This window comes from Micromonospora arborensis (genome assembly GCF_003205615.1).
Classification (GTDB): domain Bacteria; phylum Actinomycetota; class Actinomycetes; order Mycobacteriales; family Micromonosporaceae; genus Micromonospora; species Micromonospora arborensis.
Window position 1 is genome coordinate 13737 of sequence record NZ_PYBV01000036.1, and the last position, 20437, is coordinate 34173.

Annotated in this window: 16 protein-coding genes; 10 read left to right on the forward strand and 6 right to left on the reverse strand. The window is 72.3% G+C overall.

The window, feature by feature from the left end; all coding sequences use genetic code 11:
* Positions 1-60: 60 nt before the first annotated feature.
* Together C7C45_RS25550 and C7C45_RS25555 are read left to right on the forward strand one after the other, a co-directional pair.
* Entirely contained in the window at positions 61-669 is a 609-nt protein-coding gene (locus C7C45_RS25550; protein WP_110566397.1) for a bifunctional 4-hydroxy-2-oxoglutarate aldolase/2-dehydro-3-deoxy-phosphogluconate aldolase, read from the forward strand.
* A gap of 116 nt (positions 670-785) precedes the next feature.
* Entirely contained in the window at positions 786-4505 is a 3720-nt protein-coding gene (locus tag C7C45_RS25555; protein ID WP_110566398.1) for a S8 family serine peptidase, read from the forward strand.
* Between the two features lie 87 nt (positions 4506-4592).
* On the opposite strand, the gene C7C45_RS25560 is transcribed toward C7C45_RS25555, so the two are convergent.
* The 5 genes from C7C45_RS25560 to C7C45_RS25580 all read right to left on the reverse strand — a co-directional run bounded on the left by C7C45_RS25560 (position 4593) and on the right by C7C45_RS25580 (position 10238).
* Positions 4593-5150, reverse strand: coding sequence for a GNAT family N-acetyltransferase (locus tag C7C45_RS25560; RefSeq protein WP_110566258.1), 558 nt, complete (start codon positions 5148-5150; stop codon positions 4593-4595).
* A complete protein-coding gene (locus C7C45_RS25565; protein ID WP_110566259.1) occupies positions 5140-7194 on the reverse strand; it encodes a penicillin acylase family protein in 2055 nt (684 codons plus the stop codon). Before C7C45_RS25565 ends, C7C45_RS25560 begins: the two co-directional genes overlap by 11 nt.
* On the reverse strand, positions 7191-7967 hold the full coding sequence (locus C7C45_RS25570; protein WP_208641347.1) for an ABC transporter ATP-binding protein: 777 nt from the start codon (positions 7965-7967) through the stop codon (positions 7191-7193). The genes C7C45_RS25565 and C7C45_RS25570 overlap by 4 nt, the downstream gene beginning before the upstream one ends.
* Before the next feature lie 65 nt (positions 7968-8032).
* The gene (locus tag C7C45_RS25575; RefSeq protein ID WP_110566261.1) at positions 8033-9058 is read right to left on the reverse strand and encodes a FecCD family ABC transporter permease; all 1026 of its coding nucleotides are present in this window, start codon (positions 9056-9058) and stop codon (positions 8033-8035) included.
* 67 nt (positions 9059-9125) lie between these two features.
* The gene (locus C7C45_RS25580; protein ID WP_425271172.1) at positions 9126-10238 is read right to left on the reverse strand and encodes a FecCD family ABC transporter permease; all 1113 of its coding nucleotides are present in this window, start codon (positions 10236-10238) and stop codon (positions 9126-9128) included.
* Positions 10239-10311: 73 nt separating this feature from the next.
* On the opposite strand from C7C45_RS25580, the gene C7C45_RS25585 reads away from it, so the two are divergent.
* The 5 genes from C7C45_RS25585 (at position 10312) to C7C45_RS25605 (ending at position 16815) form a co-directional block, all read left to right on the forward strand.
* Positions 10312-11343 (forward strand): ABC transporter substrate-binding protein, encoded by a 1032-nt coding sequence (locus C7C45_RS25585; protein WP_110566262.1) that lies wholly within the window; start codon positions 10312-10314, stop codon positions 11341-11343.
* Between the two features lie 126 nt (positions 11344-11469).
* Complete coding sequence (locus C7C45_RS25590) at positions 11470-13008, forward strand: pyridoxal phosphate-dependent decarboxylase family protein (protein WP_110566263.1); 1539 nt, start codon at positions 11470-11472, stop codon at positions 13006-13008.
* A gap of 89 nt (positions 13009-13097) precedes the next feature.
* Positions 13098-14375: a lysine N(6)-hydroxylase/L-ornithine N(5)-oxygenase family protein gene (locus tag C7C45_RS25595; protein WP_110566400.1), complete on the forward strand. Its 1278-nt coding sequence runs from the start codon at positions 13098-13100 to the stop codon at positions 14373-14375.
* Positions 14372-14980: a GNAT family N-acetyltransferase gene (locus C7C45_RS25600; protein WP_110566264.1), complete on the forward strand. Its 609-nt coding sequence runs from the start codon at positions 14372-14374 to the stop codon at positions 14978-14980. The genes C7C45_RS25595 and C7C45_RS25600 overlap by 4 nt, the downstream gene beginning before the upstream one ends.
* Complete coding sequence (locus C7C45_RS25605) at positions 14977-16815, forward strand: IucA/IucC family protein (RefSeq protein WP_280101396.1); 1839 nt, start codon at positions 14977-14979, stop codon at positions 16813-16815. Before C7C45_RS25600 ends, C7C45_RS25605 begins: the two co-directional genes overlap by 4 nt.
* 59 nt (positions 16816-16874) lie before the next feature.
* Here the strand turns inward: C7C45_RS25605 and C7C45_RS25610 are convergent, their stop codons facing one another.
* Positions 16875-17348 (reverse strand): MarR family winged helix-turn-helix transcriptional regulator, encoded by a 474-nt coding sequence (locus C7C45_RS25610; RefSeq protein WP_110566265.1) that lies wholly within the window; start codon positions 17346-17348, stop codon positions 16875-16877.
* A gap of 136 nt (positions 17349-17484) precedes the next feature.
* Between C7C45_RS25610 and C7C45_RS25615 the strand changes: the two genes are divergently transcribed.
* The 3 genes from C7C45_RS25615 to C7C45_RS25625 all read left to right on the forward strand — a co-directional run bounded on the left by C7C45_RS25615 (position 17485) and on the right by C7C45_RS25625 (position 20433).
* The gene (locus C7C45_RS25615) at positions 17485-18045 is read left to right on the forward strand and encodes an NADPH-dependent FMN reductase (protein WP_110566266.1); all 561 of its coding nucleotides are present in this window, start codon (positions 17485-17487) and stop codon (positions 18043-18045) included.
* Between the two features lie 128 nt (positions 18046-18173).
* The gene (locus C7C45_RS25620; protein WP_244200563.1) at positions 18174-19079 is read left to right on the forward strand and encodes a LysR family transcriptional regulator; all 906 of its coding nucleotides are present in this window, start codon (positions 18174-18176) and stop codon (positions 19077-19079) included.
* A 49-nt stretch (positions 19080-19128) separates the two neighbouring features.
* On the forward strand, positions 19129-20433 hold the full coding sequence (locus tag C7C45_RS25625) for an MFS transporter (RefSeq protein ID WP_110566267.1): 1305 nt from the start codon (positions 19129-19131) through the stop codon (positions 20431-20433).
* Positions 20434-20437 lie beyond the last annotated feature (4 nt).

Consider the following 20437-nt stretch of genomic DNA (forward strand, 5'->3'; position numbering starts at 1 on the left):
GTCGTGGCCCGACCGGACCACCAGGCAACAGATTCACCGCTAACTCGGATGGAGTGCACCATGACCACAGCGGACTTCGACCACATCTTCGGCGGCGCCCGGGTGATGGCGATCCTGCGCGGACTGCCGGTCGACGAGACCGTTCGGCTCGCCGAGCGTGCCTGGGACCTCGGCATCGACGTGGTGGAGGTCCCGGTGGCCACCGCCGACGCCGTGCCGTCGCTGCGCGCCGCCGTCGAGGCGGGCACCGAGCGCGGCCGGATCGTCGGCGCGGGCACCGTGCTCGACGTCGCACAGGTCGTCGCGGCGGCCGACGCGGGCGCCGCGTTCACCGTCGCGCCCGGCCTGGACCTCGCGGTCGCCGACGCGGCCGCCGCGCGTGGCCTGCCGCACCTGCCCGGCGTGGCCACCCCGACCGAGGCACAGCAGGCGATGCGGCACGGCCTCACCTGGCTCAAGGCGTTCCCCGCGATCTCCCTCGGGCCGGCCTGGTTCAAGGCTGTCGCCGGCCCGCTGCCGCAGCTGCGGTTCGTCGCGACCGGCGGCCTGGACGCGAGCAACGCCGCCGCGTTCCTGCAAGCCGGCGTACGGGTGGTGGCGGTCGGCTCGGCCCTCTCCGACCCGAACCAGCTGGACCAACTAGCCGAGCTGACCAAGCCCGCGACCTGAGCCGGCGCTGGCGGGTTTGCGCCATGTCGTCTATGCGTCGGGAGTGAATGGGTGGTGGGGGTGGGCGGGGCATCGATGCTGTGCTGCGTACCACTTCTCGACACAAAGAGGTCATCTTGGCTCTGTCTCGCCGGCGTCGCCGATCCGGGCTGATCGCCCTCGGCGCCGCCCTCACCCTGGCGGCCGGGTTCACCCCACCCGCCGCGGGGGCGTCCGCCGCCCCGCCGAACACCCCCGACCACCCGGTAGGCCTTCCCCCGGCCGCTGCCGGACGCGCCGCCACCGTCACCCTGATCACCGGTGACACGGTCACGGTCACCACCGCGGCGGATGGCAGCACCGTGTCGACCGTGCGCCGACCGGACGGCAGCACGCCGACCTTCCACCGCACGGTGCTGCACGGCGACACGTACGTGTACCCGGACGTCGCGTTGCCGTACGTCACCAGCGGCGTGTTGGACCGGCAGCTCTTCAACGTCACCGAGCTGATCGCCGACGGCTACGACGACGCCCGCACCGACAAGCTGCCGCTGATCGTCACGATGACCGACGCGGCGGCCCGCAACCGCACCCGCCCTGCCGTGGACGGCGCGGAGCTGGTCCGGCCGTTGGACAGCGTGCAGGGCGCGGCGCTGACCCGTCCGCGTGCCACCGCCGACCGGTTCTGGACCGCGCTCACCGCCGGCACGGCGGCGCGTCGTACGGGTGACGCCCCGACCCTGACCAACGGCATCGCCAAGATCTGGTTGGACGGTCGGGTGCACGCCGACCTGTCGGAGTCCACCGCGCAGATCGGCGCGCCGAAGCTGTGGGCCGAGGGCAACACCGCCGCCGGTGTCGACGTCGCGGTGCTCGACTCCGGCGCCGACGCCGAGCACCCGGACCTCGCCGGGCAGATCGCCGAGTCCAGCAGCTTCGTGCCCGCGGAGCCCGACATCCTCGACTACAAGGGACACGGGACGCACGTCGCCTCGACGATCGCCGGGACCGGCGCCGCGTCCGGTGGTGTCGAGCGGGGCGTCGCCCCCGGTGCCCGGCTGCACATCGGCAAGGTCCTCAACAGCGAGGGCAGCGGGCAGGACTCGTGGATCATCGCCGGCATGGAGTGGGCGACCCGGGAGCAGAAGGCCCGGGTCGTCAGCATGAGCCTGGGCGGTGAGGCCACCGACGGCAGTGACCCGATGAGCCAGGCGGTCGACCGGCTCAGCGCCGAGACGGGCGCGCTCTTCGTGATCGCCGCCGGCAACAGCGGCCCGGCCACCATCGGCAGCCCGGGAGCCGCGAACTCGGCGCTCACCGTGGGCGCGGTCGACTCCACCGACCACCTCGCCGACTTCTCCAGCCAGGGCCCGCGTGCCGGCGACGGCGGGCTCAAGCCCGAGATCACCGCGCCCGGTGTGGACATCCTGGCCGCCCGCTCCCACCTCGTCCGCGGTGGCTCCGGCGACTACACGCTGATGAGCGGCACGTCGATGGCCACCCCGCACGTGGCCGGTACGGCCGCGTTGGTCGCCGCCGCACACCCGGACTGGACCGGTCAGCGGATCAAGGAGGCGCTGGTCAGCACGGTCAAGGCCACCCCGGACTACACCCCGTACCAGGCCGGTGCCGGTCGGGTGGACGCGGTCGCCGCCGTACACGCCACCGTCTTCGCCACCCCGAGCGCCTACTCCGGCTTCCAGGCCTGGCCGCAGCAGCCGGGGATGACCGTCGACCGCACGGTCACCTACACCAACCTCGGCAGCGCGCCGGTCACGCTGAGGCTGGCCCTCGACGCGGCCACCGCGCCGGCCGGGCTCTTCGCCCTCTCCGCCGACACGGTCACCGTGCCCGCCGGCGGCACCGGCACGGTGACGCTCACCGCCAGGTACGACAAGCTCCCGGTGGAGAAGCAGGTCAGCGGCATGATCGTCGCCACTGACGACGCCGGTACGGTCCGCGGCCGGACCCTGATCGGCGCCGGCAAGGAGGGTCAGCGGCAGAACCTGACGCTGATCGCCAAGGACCGGGACGGCAAGCCGCTCGTCGGCAAGGTCATCCTCACCACCGACGGGCTGTTCACCTCCGTGGACCTGCCCGAGAGCGGCACCGCCACGCTGCGCCTGCCGGTGGCGAGCTGGACCGGTTGGATCTCCGCCGACGTGCGAGGGGTGAACGGGCCGCGCTCCAAGGGGATGGCGATGCTCAGCTTCACCGACGTCAACCTGGACCGCGACCGCACCGTCACGCTGGACGCGCGGGCCGCCCGACAGGTGCAGGCCAAGGTGCCGCAGGAGTCCACCGCCACCTCGCTGCGGATGGACATCCACCGGTCCACCGCGAACGGCCTCACCGAGAGTCAGGTGCTGCCCAACGACTCGTACGACAGCATGTGGGCGTTGCCGACGAGCCGTGCGGTCACCGACGGCGAGTTCGAGTTCGGTGCCCGGTGGCGACTCGAGCAGCCGGCGTTGACGGTCTCCGTCGGCGGACGCTCGTACGACGATCTGTTGGTGAAGCGGGCGACCCCCGCGCTGCCGGCCGGTCGTCGCCAGTTGGACGCGGTCTACGTCGCCGACGCCTCGGCGGCTGGGATGGCCAAGCGCCCGGTCCGGGACCGGGCGGTGGTGGTCCGCCGCAGCGACACGGTGGACATCGCCAACCAGGCGCAGGCCGCCGCGGCGGCCGGGGCGAAGCTACTGCTGGTGGTCAACGACGGCGTGGGCCGGCTCGATCCGTGGGACGAGGTGCCGTGGAGCCCGGAGAGCCCGGCCCCGGTGACCGTGGCGACGCTCAGCGCCGATGAGGGCGACCAGCTCATCGCGGCGGTGGAGCGCGGCACGGTGCGGCTGACCGTCGAGTCGCATCCGGAGACCAGCTACCTGTACGACGTCGCGCACCACTGGACCGGCACCGTGCCGGCCGACCCCACCTACCGGCCCTCCGCGGGGCAGTTGGCCCGGGTCGACGTCGAGTTCCGCAACTACCGGCCGGGCAAGGCGCTGGAGTTCCGCACCGACATCTGGCGGGGCATGGCGTCGAGCAACCAGGAGGCCGCCCCGGCGCAGGGGCGGCGCACCGACTGGGTGAGCGCCGATCAGCGGTGGATCGACGACGCGTTCATCGCCGGCGAGACCGGCCAGCACCTGAAGGACGTGGTCCGGTACCCGGCCGGCAAACGGAGCACCGTCGAGTGGTTCGGCCCGATCCAGCGGCCCCGGATGGGCGGCCAGGGTTACACGCCGGTCCGCTACCTGGACACCGTCTACCTGCCCGCGCCCGGTTGGGGCGACGGGGGTGGCCACATCGGTGAGGCGAACGCCAACTACGACATGGTCAACCGGACCACCCTCTACCAGGGCGACCAGGAGTTGAACTGGGGCAACGCCGAGTACCTCCAGGTCTCCGGCCTGGCCGAGCAGCGACTGCCGTACCGGTTGGTGGTGGAGAACGACCGGGCCGCCTGGACCAACCCGTACTCCCGGCAGACCCGCACCGAGTGGGGCTTCAGTTCGGCGGCGACCGGGGAGGAGTCGTCGGAGGTGCTGCCGATGATCCAGCTGGACTACCAGGTGGCCATCGACGCCGACGGCAGGGCGTCGCGGCGGGCGCCGCTGACCGTGGTCGCCTCGCACCTGCCCGAGGTTTCGGGCACTGTCGGCCCGGTGACCGTCGAGGTGTCCTACGACGACGGTGCGACCTGGCAGAAGCAGCGCCTGACCCGGCACGGCGACGGCTGGCGTACCTCGCTGTCCGCACCGGCGAAGGCCGGCTTCGTCAGCCTGCGCACCACCGCGCGGGACAACGCCGGCAACACCGTGAGCCAGCGCATCACCCGGGCGTTCGGCCTGCGCTGACGGCGCGGCTGGTCGGGTCGCCACGGTGGCCGGCCGCCGCTCGGGGTGCCGCGTGCACCCGAGCGGCGGCCGGCGCCGTGCCGGGCGTCAGCCGGTGCTCGCCGGTCGGTCGAGAAAGAGCAGGCGGGCCCGCTTCTCCGGCAGGTCGATCAGCGGCCCGAGCCGGAACCCGGTGCGCAGCAACCGGTCGACGGCCCGGCCATTGCGGGCGTCGGGCTCCATCACGACCCGCAGTCGGCGCGGATCGGCGAGGACGAAGTCGAGGATCGCGCCGAACAGCGCACCGGTGAACCCGCGCTCGAGGGTCACCGGTGGCCCGATGAGCAGGTGGACGCCGATGTCGCCGGGGCGTACGTCGTAGCACTCGCCGACCGGGTCGGACTCGGGCTGGTAGGTCTGGGCCAGCGCGACCGGCACGCCGTCGCGGTGCACCAGGTACGCGTGGTGGGTGCTCAGCGAGTCCAGATACGCGTAGATCTCGCGTACCCGTTCGCGGCTCGCCTCCCGCATCCCCCAGAAGCGGGCCCGTTCCTGGGTGACCCACCCGTGCAGCAGGTCGACGTCGGACTCCGGTCGCACGGCGCGGATGGTGACCACCCCGAACCCGGCGACGTCGCTGCGGTAGTGCTGCTGGTCAGTGTTCATCTGGCTCCTCAACGAGGCGGTCCCAGTCCGTCACGACCGGTAGCAACTCACCGGCCAGCCAGGCGGGGGTCTGGTCGTCGTGGTGCGGGTCGCCGGGCACCCCGCAGGCGCCCAGCGGGACCACCCAGCGGCTGTTCGCGCGGCGGGCCAGGTCCCAGACGAAGCGTGCCGCCGGCCCCCGGAAGCACCGGTGGGTGACCCCGGGCACGCTGGAGGTGGCCAACACACAGTCGTGGTCACCGTCGAGGCGAGGGCCGAGCCCGGCGTCCGGGTCGGGCAGGGCCCGCCACGACGCCAGCCGGTGCAGGTCACCCCAGGGCACCTGACCGGCCGCCGTGTCGCCGACCTCCTCGGCCGCCGCGCCCACGAGGGCGGCGATGTCCACACCGGGCAGCGGGGTCGCACCGAGCAGGTGCTCCAGCGCGTAACCGATGCGCGGCGTCAGCGCCAGCCAGGGCGCGAACACCTCGGGGTACGCGGGCGGCTCGGCCAGCGCGGCCAGCGCCGGGTGGGCGGCGAGCCGGCGTACGACAGCCGCCCGCAGGATGGCGTAGGCCGCCGCGTCCGTGCTGTCGGCGGCCATCCGGCGATCCCAGCGCAGCAGCCGTTCGCGCAGCGCGGCGGCGGCCGGGCCGAGCCCCGTCGACTCGGCCAGCACCGCCAGCAGCGGCCCGGCCGCGCCCAGGTACGTGTCGGTGTGCACGGTGGCCATCTCCTCGGCCGTCCAGGTCGAACGGGCGTCGAGCAGCGCCGCGATGCGACGTGCCCGGTGCGGCGGGGCGAACTCCACCCCGAACGGCGCCGCCAGTCCGCGCTCGTTGGCCATCACCGCCCGACCGACCACCTCGGCGTGGGGCATCGGCGCGTGCCAGCCCCGCCAGGCGTGCGTGGCGTCCCATCCGGGGACGACCCGCCGGCCGTTCTCCGGGTGCCGTACCGGCACCGCTCCGGCGACCCGGTGCAGCAACCCTCCGGCGGTGTCCGCCGCCTGCACCACGTTCACCGGTTCCACCCAGTGCCGCAGCGCGTGGTCCACATCGGCCACGGTACGGGCGCGCAGTAGCTCCGGCAGCGTCGCGAAACCCAGGTCACCTCGGATCCGGGGCGGGTAGCGCAGGCTGACGGCCGTCTCGTCGTCCGGTCCACCGGCGATCACCGGACCCCGGTCGGTCTCCACCACCTCGACCTCGACCGGGTCGGCCCCGGCCACCTCGATCGTCTCGACGTGGCGGTGCGCCGCACGCCAGCCGTCCGGGCCGAACGCCTGCACCCGGGGGCCGTCGCGGCGCAGCCGCTCCGCGTACACGTCCTGGTAGTCGGCCATCGCGTTGGTGATCGCCCAGGCCACCTGGCCGGTGTGCCCGAAGTGCGCGATGCCCGGCACGCCCGGCACCGCCAGCCCGACCACGTCGTACTCCGGGCAGGCCAGTCGGATCTGCTGGTAGACGCCGGGATCCTCGATGAACCGGTGCGGGTCGCCGGCGAGCAGCGCGGCCCCGGTGCCGGTGCGCTCGGCGGCGAGCAGCCACCCGTTGCTGCCGGCGACGGCGGGCCCGTCGGTGGCGAACGTCTCGATCGCGTCGGGGCCGAGTCGCTGCGCCACGTGCTCGCGCCAGAGCTTGCCGGGGAACCCGGCGAACAGGATGTGGTGGCCCAGCCAGACCGCCAGCGGTGTCCACGGCTCCCACCGACCCGGGCGCAGCCCGGTGGCGGCGAACTCCGGCGCTCGGGCCGCCCCGGCGGCGAGACCGGCGTTGACCCCGTCCACGTAGGCGTTCACCCACTCGGCGGTCGCCGGATCCAGCGCCGCGTGGCAGCGGCGCGCGGTGTCGTCGAGCCGGACCTGCCGGACGAACCGGTCCCAGCCCAGCGCGTCGGGGCCGAGGAACGCCGCGCTGGTGCCCCGGGCGCGGTGCCGTTCCACCTCGATCTGCCAGGCCCGGTCGTACGCGGTCACCCGGCCCTGCGCCGCCGCCAGCGCGAGCGGGTCGTCGGCCCGCAGATGCGGCACGCCCCACGGGTCGCGGAAACGCCGCCCGCTCACGCCGACTCCCGGACGCGGCGTCGGGCCGCGGGGACGACCAGCGGGGTGCCGGTCTCCGGGTCGTCGATGACCCGGCAGGGCAGCCCGAACACCTCCGCCACCAGGTCGGCGGTGACCACCGACGCCGGCTCTCCGGCGGCCACCACGCGTCCGTCGCGCATGGCGATCAGGTGGGTGGCGTAGCGGGCCGCGTGGTTCAGGTCGTGCAGCACCGCGACAAGGGTGCGGCCCTGCTCCTCGTGCAGTCGGGCGCAGAGGTCCAGGATCTCGATCTGGTGGGCGATGTCGAGGTACGTGGTCGGCTCGTCGAGCAGCAGCAGGGGCGTCTGCTGGGCCAGCGCCATGGCGATCCAGACCCGCTGCCGCTGCCCGCCGGACAGCTCGTCCACCGGTCGATCGGCGAGATCGTCGACGCCGGTCGCGGCCATCGACTCCGCGACGACCCGTTCGTCCTCGCGCGACCACTGCCGCAGCAGCCCCTGGTGGGGGTAGCGGCCCCGGGCGACCAACTCGGCGACGCTGATGCCGTCCGGTGCGATCGACGTCTGTGGCAGCAGGCCGAGCGTACGGGCCACCTTCCGGGCCGGCAGGTCGTGGATGTCCCGCCCGTCCAGCAGCACCGCGCCGGCGCTGGGGCGCAGCATCCGGGACAGTGCGCGCAGCAGCGTCGACTTGCCGCACGCGTTCGGGCCGATGATCACCGTGAACGAGTTGGCGGGTACCGCCACGGTGAGATCTCTGGCGATGGTGCGCTGGTCGTAGGCGAGGGTCAGGGCGGTACCGCCGAGCCGGGAATCGCGGGGGTGCACAGGTGCTCCTTCGAGGGCGTCGCGGGTGTTCACAGCCGGCCCGCCCGGCGTTCCAGGGCCAGTAGCCAGACCAGGTAGCCGCCGCCGATCACGCCGGTCACCACGCCGACCGGGAGTTGGTGCCCGGCGAACGCGCGCTGCGCCAGCAGGTCGGCCCCGACCAGCAGCGCCGCGCCGACGGCCATCGACGGCAGCAGGTTCGGGCCCGGTGCCCGGGTCAGTCGTCGCGCCACGTGCGGGGCGACGAGCGCCACGAAGGAGACCGGCCCGGCGGCCGCCGCCGCGAACGAGACCAGCAGCACGGCGGCGGCGAGCAGCACCAGGCGCAGCCGGCGTACCGGCACGCCCAGGGCACTGGCCGCGTCGTCGCCCAACTCCATCATCCGCAGCGCCGGGGCGCAGCCGACGAGCACCAGCGGCGCCAACACGACCAGGACGGCGAGCAGCGGCCCGGCGTTGGCCCAGCCCCGCCCGTCCAGGCTGCCGGTCAGCCAGAGCACCGCGCGGGCGGCATCCAGCAGGGGCGCCCGGGTCAGCAGGTAGCCGTTGACGCCGGTCAGGATCGCGGAGACACCGATGCCGACCAGGATGAGCCGGTAGCCGTGCACCCCGCGTCGCCAGGCGAGCGCGTAGATCACCAGGCCGGTGCCGAGCCCACCGACGACCGCCGCGCCGGCCAACGCCAGGCTGCTGCCGCCGAGGACGACCACCACCAGCGCCCCGGTCGACGCACCCTGGGTGAAGCCCAGGATGTCCGGGCTGCCCAACGGGTTGCGGACCAGCGACTGGAACACCGTGCCGGCGAGGGCCAGCGCCGCACCGACCAGCAGGGCCGTGACCAGCCGGGGCAGGCGCAGCTCGTACACGATGAAGTGCTCCGCCAGGGTGCCGCCGCCGGTCAGCGTGCGCAGCACGTCCGCCGGCCCCATCGGGTAGTCGCCACTGCCCAGGGCCACCAGGCCGAACCCGGCCGCGAGCACCGCCGCGCCGGCGCCGACGCCCAACGCGCGGGGTCGGAACCGAAGCGACAACCCTCCGGTACGCAGAACTGTCACGTCATCGCTCCGCTTCGCTGCGCGCTGGCGCGACGCGCCACGACACTGAGCCTGCTGGTTCGCTCGTTCACGGTTGCGCCACCCGTCGGCGGGTGACCAGCCACAGGAAGAGCGGGCCGCCCAGGACGGCGGTCACCATGCCGACCTGGAGTTCGCCGGGCCGACCCAGCACCCGGCCGAGCACGTCGGCGCCGAGCAGCAGAGCGGGCGAGAGCACCGCGCAGTACGGCAGCAGCCAGCGCAGGTCCGGGCCGGTGAGGGCGCGGACCAGGTGCGGCACCAGCAGCCCGACGAAGACGATCGGGCCGCACGCGGCGGTCGCCGCGCCGCAGAGCAGGGTGACCGCGACGATCACGGCGGCGCGGATCAGCGCGGGTCGAGCACCGAGGGCTCGCGCCGCGTCATCGCCGAGCGCGAGCGCGTTCAGCGGACGGGCCGCACCGAGCGCGACCAGCAACCCGACCAGGATGAACGGCAGCACCCGGGTGACGGTCGCGGTGTCCGCGCTGGCCAGTGAGCCGACCGTCCAGAAGCGCAGCCGTTCCAGCGAGGCGGTGTCCAGCAGCATCACCGCGCTCACGTACGAGTAGAGGGTGGCGTTGAGCGCCGCGCCGGCAAGCGCGAGGCGGGCCGGGGTGGCGCCCCGACCGCCGCCGACGGCGTAGACGAGTGCGGTCACCACCGCCGCGCCGAGCAGCGCGAACCAGACGTACCCGCCGACGGCGGTGACGCCCAGGAAGGCGGCGGCGGTGGCGACGGCCGCGGACGCGCCGGCGTTGATGCCGAGCAGCCCGGGGTCGGCGAGGGGGTTGCGGGTGAGGGCCTGCATGACCGCGCCCGCCACGCCGAGGGCGGCGCCGGCGAGCAGCCCGAGCAGGGTGCGGGGCAGGCGCATCCGGTGCACCACGGCGTATTCGGTGGCGTCGCGGTGCAGCAACCCGGACCAGACGTCGGCGAGCGGCATGGCCTTCGCGCCGACCGCGATGCTGAGCACCACGATCACCGCGAGCAGTGCCGCGGCGGCGGCCAGGCCGGCGGCGCGGGCTGCCCGACGGCCACGCCGGATCGGGGGTGCGGCCGTGTCCCTGGTCGGCACGGGCGGTGCCGGCCGGGTGACGGTGGGTGTGGCGTCCAGTGTGGGCTCCGGGGTGGTGGCGACACGGCGAACCGCTGTTGACAATAACCGAGGTTAGGCTAACCTAACCCCGCTGCCCTGGTCGACCCCGGCCAATCCTTGATCGAAAGACGACACCATGCCCGATGCCCTGTCCGCCCGCCGTCTCTCCCGCCGTGGCCTGCTGGCCGCCGGTGGCGCTGCCACGCTGGCCACCCTGCTCGCCGCCTGTGGCAAGGACGACGCCACGAAGCCCGCCGCCAGCAACGGAAGTGGCCCCTGGTCGTTCACCGACGACCGCGGCACGAAGGTCGAGGCCCCGGCCCGTCCGACCCGCGTGGTGGCCTTCACCGGCGTGGCGGCGGCCCTGATCGATTTCGGTCTCGACAAGCAGCTTGTGGGCGTGTTCGGTGAGACCAAGCGCGCCGATGGCACGGCCGATCCGCAGGCCGGCGACCTGAACGTCGAGGGCGTCGAGATCCTCGGCAACGTGTGGGGCGAATTCAGCCTGGAGAAGTACGCGGCCCTGCGCCCCGAACTGCTGGTCACCCACATGTACGACCCGGACGCGCTCTGGTACGTGCCGGACGAGAGCAAGACCAAGATCCTCCCGCTGGCGCCCAGCGTGGCGATCACCACCGCCCGGGTGCCGATGACCAAACCCATCGAGCGGTACGCGGCGCTCGCCGAGTCGCTCGGCGCGGACCTGTCCGCGAAGAAGGTCACCGACGCGAAGGCCCGCTTCGACGCCGCCGCCGAGGCGGTCCGGCAGGCGGTCAAGGCCAACCCCGGGATCAAGGTGATGGCCTGCTCCGGCAGCCCCGACCTCTTCTACGTCTCCAACCCGAAGGTCAGCACTGACCTGAGGTACTTCGCCGAGCTGGGCGTCGACATCGTGGTCCCCACCAAGCTCGAAGCCGGCGACTACTTCGAGGCGCTGAGCTGGGAGAACGCCGGCAAGTTCCCGGCCGATCTGATCCTGCTGGACAACCGCAGCACCGCGCTGCAGCCCAAGGACCTCACCGCCAAGCCGACCTGGCAGCAACTGCCGGCGGTCAAGGCCAACCAGGTGACCCCGTGGGACGCGGTACCCCGCTTCTCGTACGCCGGCTCCGCGCCGCTGCTGGAGAACCTCGCCACCGCCATCCGGAACGCGAAGAAGGTCGGCTGACGCCATGAGTACGAGCGCCACCGCCTGACTGACGACCCCAACCGATCGGCAGCACTGCCCCGAGGCGCTCCGCCGCGCCGGGGCTGGTTCCGGCTGCCCCTCGTCGAGAACGTGGAAGGACACTCCGTGACCGTGCCGACGTACCCTGTCGAGACCACGACGCCGCCACCGGCGTCAACGGCCGCGCGGGCCCAGCTGCTGCACGGCGGCTCGGTCGAGCAGTACCGCCGGACGATCGCCGACGGCGTCGACCGGGTCGCCCGGCGAGTGGCCACCGTGGACCGTCCCGGCACCGGAATCACGCCGGACGAGCTGGCCCCCCTGGTCGACCGGGTGGACCTCGACCGGCCGTTGGGCGACGCCCGCGCGGCACTGGACGAGTTGGAGGACGTCTACCTGCGCGACGCCGTCTGGTTCCACCACCCCCGCTACCTCGCCCACCTCAACTGCCCGGTGGCGATCCCGGCGCTGCTCGGCGAGGCGGTGCTCACCGCCGTGAACTCGTCCCTGGACACCTGGGACCAGAGCGCCGGGGCCACCCTCATCGAACGGCGACTGATCGACTGGACCGCCGAGCGGATCGGCCTCGGCCCTGTCGCGGACGGCATCTTCACCAGCGGCGGCAGCCAGTCCAACCTGCAGGCGCTGCTGCTGGCCCGCGAGGAGGCGTGCGCCGAGGCGATCGGTCCGGCCGCGCGCGCGGAGCTGCTGCCCAGACTGCGCGTCCTCACCTCCGCGGCCGGTCACTTCAGCGTGCAGAAGTCGGCAAAGCTGCTCGGCCTCGCCCCGGACGCGGTGATCGCGGTGCCCACCGACGCCCGGCGCCGGATCCGCCCGGCCGCCGTCCGCGAGGAGATCGCACGGTGCCGGCAGGCCGGGCTGGTGGTGATGGCCGTCGTGGCCACCGCCGGCACCACCGACTTCGGCTCCATCGACCCGCTCACCGACCTGGCCGAGATCTGCGCGGCGGTCGACGTCTGGCTGCACGTCGATGCCGCGTACGGCTGCGGTCTGCTCGTCTCACCGACGCGGCGGCACCTGCTCGACGGCATCGAGCGGGCCGACTCGGTGACCGTCGACTTCCACAAGTCGTTCTTCCAGCCGGTCAGCTCCAGCGCGCTGCTGGTCCGCGACCGGCGGACGCTGCGGCACGCCACCTACCACGCCGACTACCTCAACCCGGCCCGGATGGTGGAGCAGCGCATCCCCAACCAGGTCGACAAGAGCCTGCAGACCACCCGTCGCTTCGACGCGCTGAAGCTCTGGCTGACCCTGCGGGTGCTGGGCCCGGACTCCCTCGGCGCGCTCTTCGACGAGGTCGTCGACCGGGCCGCCGACGCCTGGCAGTTGGTCAGCGAGGACCCACGCTTCGAGGTGGTGACCCGCTCCGAGTTGAGCACCGTGGTCTTCCGCTACCTGCCCACCGGCCCCGGCCGGGAGCTGGCCGACGCCGCCAACCTGCACGCCCGGGAGGCCCTCGCGGCGTCCGGCCTCGCCGTGGTCGCCGGGACCCGGGTCGACGGCCGGCACTTCCTCAAGTTCACCCTGCTCAACCCGGCGACCACCATCGACGACGTCGGTCACGTGCTCGACCTGATCGCCAGCCACGCCGGCCGGTACGTGCACGACCACGTCGCCGCCGACCTGACCTGCCCCGTCGGCTGACGCCGATAAACCTGCCCCGTCGGCTGACGCCGATGAACCTGCCCCGTCGGCTGACGCCGATGAACTCGAACCCGCGCCTGGAGGGCCGGATGTCCACCCACGACTTCATCGCCATCGGGCTCGGCCCGTACAACCTGGGTCTGGCCTGCCTCACCGCGCCGATCGACGAACTGGACGGGGTGTTCCTGGAGGCCCGGCCGAGCCTCGCCTGGCACCCCGGCATGCTGCTGGAATCGGCCCGGTTGCAGACCCCGTTCATCGCCGACCTGGTCAGCCTCGCCGACCCGACGTCGCCGTTCTCCTTCCTCAACTACCTCAAGGAGATCGGCCGGCTCTACCCGTTCTACATCCGGGAGAGCTTCTACCCGCTGCGCAGCGAGTACGACGCGTACTGCCGGTGGGCGGCAGCGAAACTGCCGAACCTGCGCTTCGGTCAGACCGTGACCACCGTGGAGTACGACGCCACCGAGGAGCGGTACGTGGTGCGCGCCAGCACGGGCACGGGGGAGAGCGTCGAGTACCGGGCCCGGCACCTGGTGCTCGGCACCGGCACCCCGCCGCACCTGCCCGACGCTGTCGCCGATCTGCCGGGCGACGCCGTGCACAACTCCCGCTACCTGGAGCATCGGGCGGCACTGCGCACCAAGCGCAGCATCACCGTGGTGGGCAGCGGGCAGAGCGCCGCCGAGATCTACCACGACCTGCTCGGCGACATCGACCGGTACGGCTACCAGCTCAACTGGGTCACCCGGTCGCCGCGGTTCTTCCCACTCGAATACACCAAGCTGACGCTGGAGATGACCTCACCGGACTACGTGGACTACTTCCACGCGCTGCCCGAGGCGACCCGCTACCGGTTGGAGTCCGAGCAGAAGGGCCTGTTCAAGGGGATCAACGCCGACCTGATCAACGACATCTTCGACCTGCTGTACGCGCACAGCGTCGACGGGCCGGTGAACACCCACCTGCTCACCAACACCGAGCTGGTCGGCGCCGGCCACCAGGACGGGGCGTACACCCTCAGGTTGCGTCAGGTCGAGCAGGAGCGGGACTACGCCCTGCGTACCGAGGGCCTCGTCTTCGCCACCGGCTACCGCTACCAGGTGCCGACGTTCCTCGCGCCGGTGCACGAGCGGATCCGCTGGGACGCGCACGGCCGCTTCGACGTGGCCCGCAACTACAGCATCGACCACAGCGGGCGGGGCATCTTCCTGCAGAACGCGGGCACCCACACGCACAGCATCACCTCACCGGACCTGGGCATGGGCGCCTACCGCAACTCCTGGATCATCCGCGAGCTGCTCGGCCGGGAGCACTACCCGATCGAGAAGAGCATCACCTTCCAGGAGTTCGGGGTGTCGTCGTGAGCGTCGTCTTCACCCGCTCCGACGATCGGCTCGGCGAGTTCGCGCTGCGTACGGTCGACCCGGTCGCCGACGCCGCGCTGCTGCACACCTGGGTGACCCACCCGAAGGCGGCGTTCTGGCTGATGCAGGACGCCGATGAGGCCCAGGTGGCCGAGGAGTACCAGCGCGTCGCGGAGCACCCGCACCACGACGCGTACCTCGGGCTGTGGCGGGGGAGTCCCGCGTTCCTCGCCGAACGCTACGACCCGGACCACGTCGAGCTGGTCGGACGCTACGACCACCAGCTCGGTGACGTGGGCATGCACTTCCTCTGCGCGCCCGTCGGCACCCCGGTGCACGGCTTCACCCGGGCGGTGCTCGACACGGTCATGACCTGGCTCTTCGCCGACCCGGCGACCAGGCGGGTGGTGGTCGAGCCGGACGTGCGCAACACCGCCGTGCACGCGTTGAACGCCGCCGTCGGCTTCGAGGTCGTCGGCCCGATCGCCAAGCCCGAGAAGGACGCGCTGCTCAGCGTCTGCACCCGCGCACAGTTCCAGGCCGCGACCGACCGCGCCGCGACCGGCCGCGCTGCCGCCACCCGAATCGAAGGAGCCCCGGCGTGACCGCCACCGCCGTCCCCACCCAGATCGCCGCGCCCGCCGCCCCCGGCGACCCGGTCGGGCATCTCACCCCGCAGCGCTGGGCCCGGGCCAACCGGCTGCTGGTCCGCAAGGCGCTCGCCGAGTTCACCCACGAACGGCTGCTCACCCCGGAGCCCGTGCCGGGCCCCGACGACCGGCAGTGGTACGAGGTCCGCAGCGACGACGGCGCGGTCACGTACCGGTTCGCGGCGCGGGTGCTCGCCCTGGCGCACTGGCAGATCGACACGGACAGCATCACCCGGCACCGCGACGGCAGCTCGCTACCGCCGGACGCGGTGGACCTCATCATCGAGCTGCGGGACGCCCTGGGCCTCTCCGCGCGGGTGCTCCCGGTCTACCTGGAGGAGATCACCTCGACGTTGGCCGGCACCGCGTACAAGCTGGCCCAGGCCGCGCCGAGCGCCGCCGAACTGGCCGACGCGGACTTCCAGACCATCGAGACGTCGATGACCGAGGGCCATCCCTGCTTCGTGGCCAACAACGGCCGGCTCGGCTTCGGCGTCGACGAATACCACAGGTACGCCCCGGAGGCCGCCGCCCCGGTCCGGCTGGAGTGGCTCGCCGCGCACCGGGACCATTCGACGTTCAGCAGCGCCGCCGACCTCGACTACGACACCCTGATCGACGGCGAGTTGGACGCGCAGACCCGGGCCCGGTTCGCGGCCACGATGGCCAACCTCGGCCTGGACCTCGCCGACTACCACCTGATCCCGGCGCACCCGTGGCAGTGGTGGAACAAACTGGCGGTCACCTTCGCCGGGGAGTTGGCCGCGCGCCGACTGGTGCACCTCGGCCCCGGCCCGGACGTGTACCTGGCCCAGCAGTCCATCCGCACCTTCTTCAACGTCTCCGCGCCGAGCCGGCACTACGTGAAGACCGCGTTGTCGGTGCTGAACATGGGCTTCATGCGAGGGCTGTCGGCCGCGTACATGGCGGCCACCCCGGCGATCAACGACTGGCTGGCCGACCTGATCGCCGGCGACGAGGTGCTGACGAGCACGGGCCTGACCGTCATCCGGGAGCGGGCCGCGGTGGGTTACCGGCATCAGCAGTACGAGGCGGCGACCGACCGCACCTCCCCGTACCGGAAGATGTTGGCCGCTCTGTGGCGGGAGAGCCCGGTGCCGGACCTGGCGCCGGGGCGGCGACTGTCCACGATGGCCGCGCTGCTGCACGTGGACGCTGACGGCGGTTCGCTGGCGGCGGCGCTGATCGCCCGGTCCGGGCTGGCGCCGGAGGTGTGGCTGCGCCGCTACCTGGACGCCTACCTGACCCCGCTGCTGCACAGCTTCTACGCCCACGATCTGGCCTTCATGCCGCACGGCGAGAACGTCATCCTGGTCCTCGACGAACGGGACACCGTCGAACGGGTGATCTTCAAGGACATCGCCGAGGAGATCGCGGTGCTGAACACCGAGGCCGAGCTGCCCGCCGCGGTGGAGCGGATCCGGGTCGACGTGCCCGACGACACCAAGCTGCTGACCATCTTCACCGACGTGGTGGACTGCTTCCTGCGGCACCTGAACGCGGTGCTGGTCGAGGCCGGTGTGCTCGCCGAGGACGACTTCTGGCGTACGGTCGCGGCCTGCGCCACCGACTACTTCGAACGGGTGCCGCACCTGGCCGAGCGGGTGCGCCACTACGACCTGTTCGCACCGGAGTTCACGCTGTCCTGTCTCAACCGACTCCAGCTGCGCGACAACCAGCAGATGATCGACCTGGCCGACCCGTCGGCCGCGCTGCAGTTCGTCGGCACGCTCGCCAACCCGCTGGCGGCTCACGCTCCGGCCCGGTGACGGCGGGCGCTGGTCGAGGCGGGTCGGCTGCCCGGCTGACCCGCCTGCCCGGGCCCCGCTCAGTCGGTTGTCTCGGCCGTTCCCGCCCCGCGGAACGCGCGGGCCAACTGGGCGAGGTCGAAGCCCTCGAAGTGCTGCAGGAACCGCCGGCGTACGGCGGCCAGGTGACTGGGCCAGGACTCCTCCAGGCGGGCGAAGCCCGCGTCGGTGAGGACGGCGTTCCAGCCCCGGGCGTCCTCCTCGCAGCGTTCCCGCTTGACCAGCCCCTGTGTCTCCAGCCGGATGATGGTGCGGGTCATGCCGCTGAGCGAGAGGTGGCAGGCCGAGGCGAGCTCGTTCATCCGCATCCGCCGACCCGGCGCCTCGGATAGGTTCATGAGTGCGGTGTATTCGGTGAGCGGCAGCTGACGGTCGTTGACCATGTCGGCGTCGATCGTGCGGGGCAGCACGTACATGACGTGGCCCAGGGCGCGGACCAGGGCCTCCTCGTCGGGCGTGAGGGGTTGCAACGCTTCTGCGGAGGGGTCGGACATCCTCATATCATAGTTGCTTGAACGAGCAACTGCCTACTCTGTGTGTGATCGTAGCCATACCGAGGGCATTTGCTTGACCAAACAAGCACCCGCTAGCGTTCACGTCGCCAGGCAAGGACTTCTGAAAGGTGCCAAAATGACCAGGATCGGAATCATCCTCGGAAGCACCCGCCCGGGGCGTAACGGGGAGGCCGTCGCCCGCTGGGTGCTCGAGATCGCCAAGCAGCGTTCCGACGCGGAGTACGAGCTGATCGACCTGCTCGACTACCAGTTGCCGCACCTCGACGAGGCGTACCCGCCGTCAATGGGCCAGTACTCCCAGCCGCACACGCTGCGCTGGGCCGAGACGATCGCCTCGTACGACGGGTTCATCATGGTCACCCCCGAGTACAACCACTCCACCTCTGGTGCCCTGAAGAACGCGATCGACTTCCTGTACGCCGAGTGGAACAACAAGGCCGTCGGCTTCGTCAGCTACGGCTCGGTCGGTGGCGCCCGCGCCGTGGAGCACCTGCGTCTGATCTCCGGTGAGCTGCAGATGGCCGATGTGCGTTCGCAGGTCGCCCTGTCGCTCTTCACCGACTTCGAGAACTTCAGCGTGTTCAAGCCCAACCAGTTCCAGCAGGACGCGCTGAGCACCACCCTCGACCAGGTGGTCGCCTGGAGCACCGCGCTTGCTCCGCTGCGCCAAGCCTGATCGTTTCGAGCACTTCTGGAGACGGCCGCGGGATCCCTCCCGCGGCCGTCACCCTCTGCTCAGTCCCGTGCGCGGAGGTCTGCGAGACGGCCAACACACGCTTCCTGACGTGGCTACAGTCTGTCCTTGTGGCCACCCCTGAGCTGCGGCAACTGCGATACTTCCTGGTCCTCGCGGAGGAACTGAGCTTCACGCGGGCCTCCACCCGCCTGATGATCGCCCAGCAGTCGCTGTCCCAGCAGATCACCGCCCTGGAACGCACCCTCGGGGTGAAGCTGTTCGCCCGCGACTCCCGCGGCACCACCCTGACCGACATCGGCGCCCTGTTCGTGCCCGAGGCGCGGGCGGTGCTGGACCGCGCCGACGAAGCCGTCGCCGTCGTGGGACGGGCACTGCGGGGCGAGGTCGGCACCCTCCGGCTCGCCTTCCTGACCACCGTCGCCAACCACCTCCTGCCCCCGGTGGTCCGGGCGGTGCGCGACCAACTTCCCGATCTGCACCTGGCGACCGAGTCCACCGGCATCGCCTCCCTGGTCGAGGGTGTCCTCGGTGGCCACTACGACGCCGCCTTCACCCGGACCACGCTCGTTCCCGGCCTGCAGACCAAGAAGCTGGCGACCGAACCGGTGTGCGCCGTGCTACCCGAGGGCCACCCGCTCGCCGGCCGGGCCGAACTGGAGCTCGCCGACCTGGCGGACGAACCGTGGGTGACGACGCCGCGCAGTTCCTGGGAACCCTGGCATCGCACCTTCGAGGACCAGTTCCGCGAAGCGGGGTTCGTGCCGAACATCGTCCAGGAGGAAGCCAGCGTGCAGAGCCTCCTCGGCCTGGTCGCCGCCGGGCTGGGTGTCACCCGGCTGGCCAGCTCGGCAGCCAGCCTGCGCCGCACCGGCGTGGTGTTCGTCCCGCTGACCGGCGCCTACGCGCAGACCGAGATGGTGTGGCTGCCGGGCAACACCTCACCGGCCCTGCACCGGCTCCTGGACGTGGTCACGGAACTCGCCGCCACGACCGACCTCACCACGACCGGCTGACGCCCGCCGCGGCCGACGTTGAGTGGTCGAGGCGACTAATCTCATCGCGATGAGCCGATCTGTCGCCGCCGGCCGGGCTCCGCTGTGGCGGGACCGCGCCTTCGGCACCTACTGGGTAGCGCAGTCACTCTCGGCGGCCGGCGACTCGTTCGCCTACCTTGCGGTGCCGCTACTGGTCCTGCAGGCGACCGGGTCGGTGGCGCAGATGGGCCTGCTCACCGCCGTGGCGGGCGCCGCGTCCGTCACCGCCGGGATCTTCGGCGGGGTGCTGGTCGACAGGTACGACCGCCGCACTCTGATGATCGTCGCGGACCTGGTCCGGTTGGTGCTCTACGGCCTGGTGCCACTTGTCTGGTTCGTCGGCCCACAGGTGTGGCTGCTCTTCGTCGTGCTGCCGATCTGCGAGGCGGCCGGAATGCTGTTCCAGGTCGCCGCGGTCACCGCGGTCCGCAACCTCGTCGACTCCGATCGGATCACCGAGGCCAACGGGCGGCTGCAGGCGACGTACGCGGCGACGGCCGTCCTCGGGCCGCTGCTCGCCGGCGTGGTGTCGGCCCGCTTCGGCCCGGCGGTCGCCATCGCCGTCAACGCGGCGAGCTTCGCGCTCTCCGCGACAGGTCTGTGGCTGATCCGACTACGACCCGCGCGGGCCGACGACGCCGCACCGCAAACCCGGGAGAGGCCACTCGCCGAGTTTCTCGCCGGGGCGCGGTTCCTGTGGCGACAGCCCGTGCTCCGCGCGCTGACCGTCCTGTTGTCGGTCTTCATCTTCCTGACCTATGGCTTCACCGACGTGCTGATCTACCACGTCACACACGACCTTGGCGGCTCCGAGGGCACCGTCGGCATCGTGCTCGGCCTGGCGGCGCTGGGCACGGTCGCCGGCGCGCTGCTGGTAGCCCCGCTGCGCCGTCGTCGCGGCTTCGGCCCGACCTGGATCGGCGCGCACACGATCTGCGGCTTCGCGGTGGCGGGCGTCGGCATCGCGACGACCGTGCCGGCGGTCACCGCGCTGACCGCCGTGTACCTGTGCTGCCTCAGCGTCGGCGGCATCTGTTCGATGTCACTGCGTCAGGAGATCACACCCGACTACCTGCTCGGCCGGGTCACCTCGGCGTTCTGGAGCACCCACTACGCCCTCGGGCCGATCGGCGCCGCCGCGCTGACCTGGGCCGCCGGCCGGTACGGCGTCCAGGCGGTCACGCTCGTGGCAGGGGCGGGATGCCTGCTGGTCGCGGTCGGTGGCCTCTTCACCCCGATCCGCCGCGCCGGCGTGCTGCCGGATGGTCCACCTGCCGCCATCCTGGGGGATCAGGCAGGCCAGTCACCGGTGGAGCATTCGTCGACAGCGTGAGCTG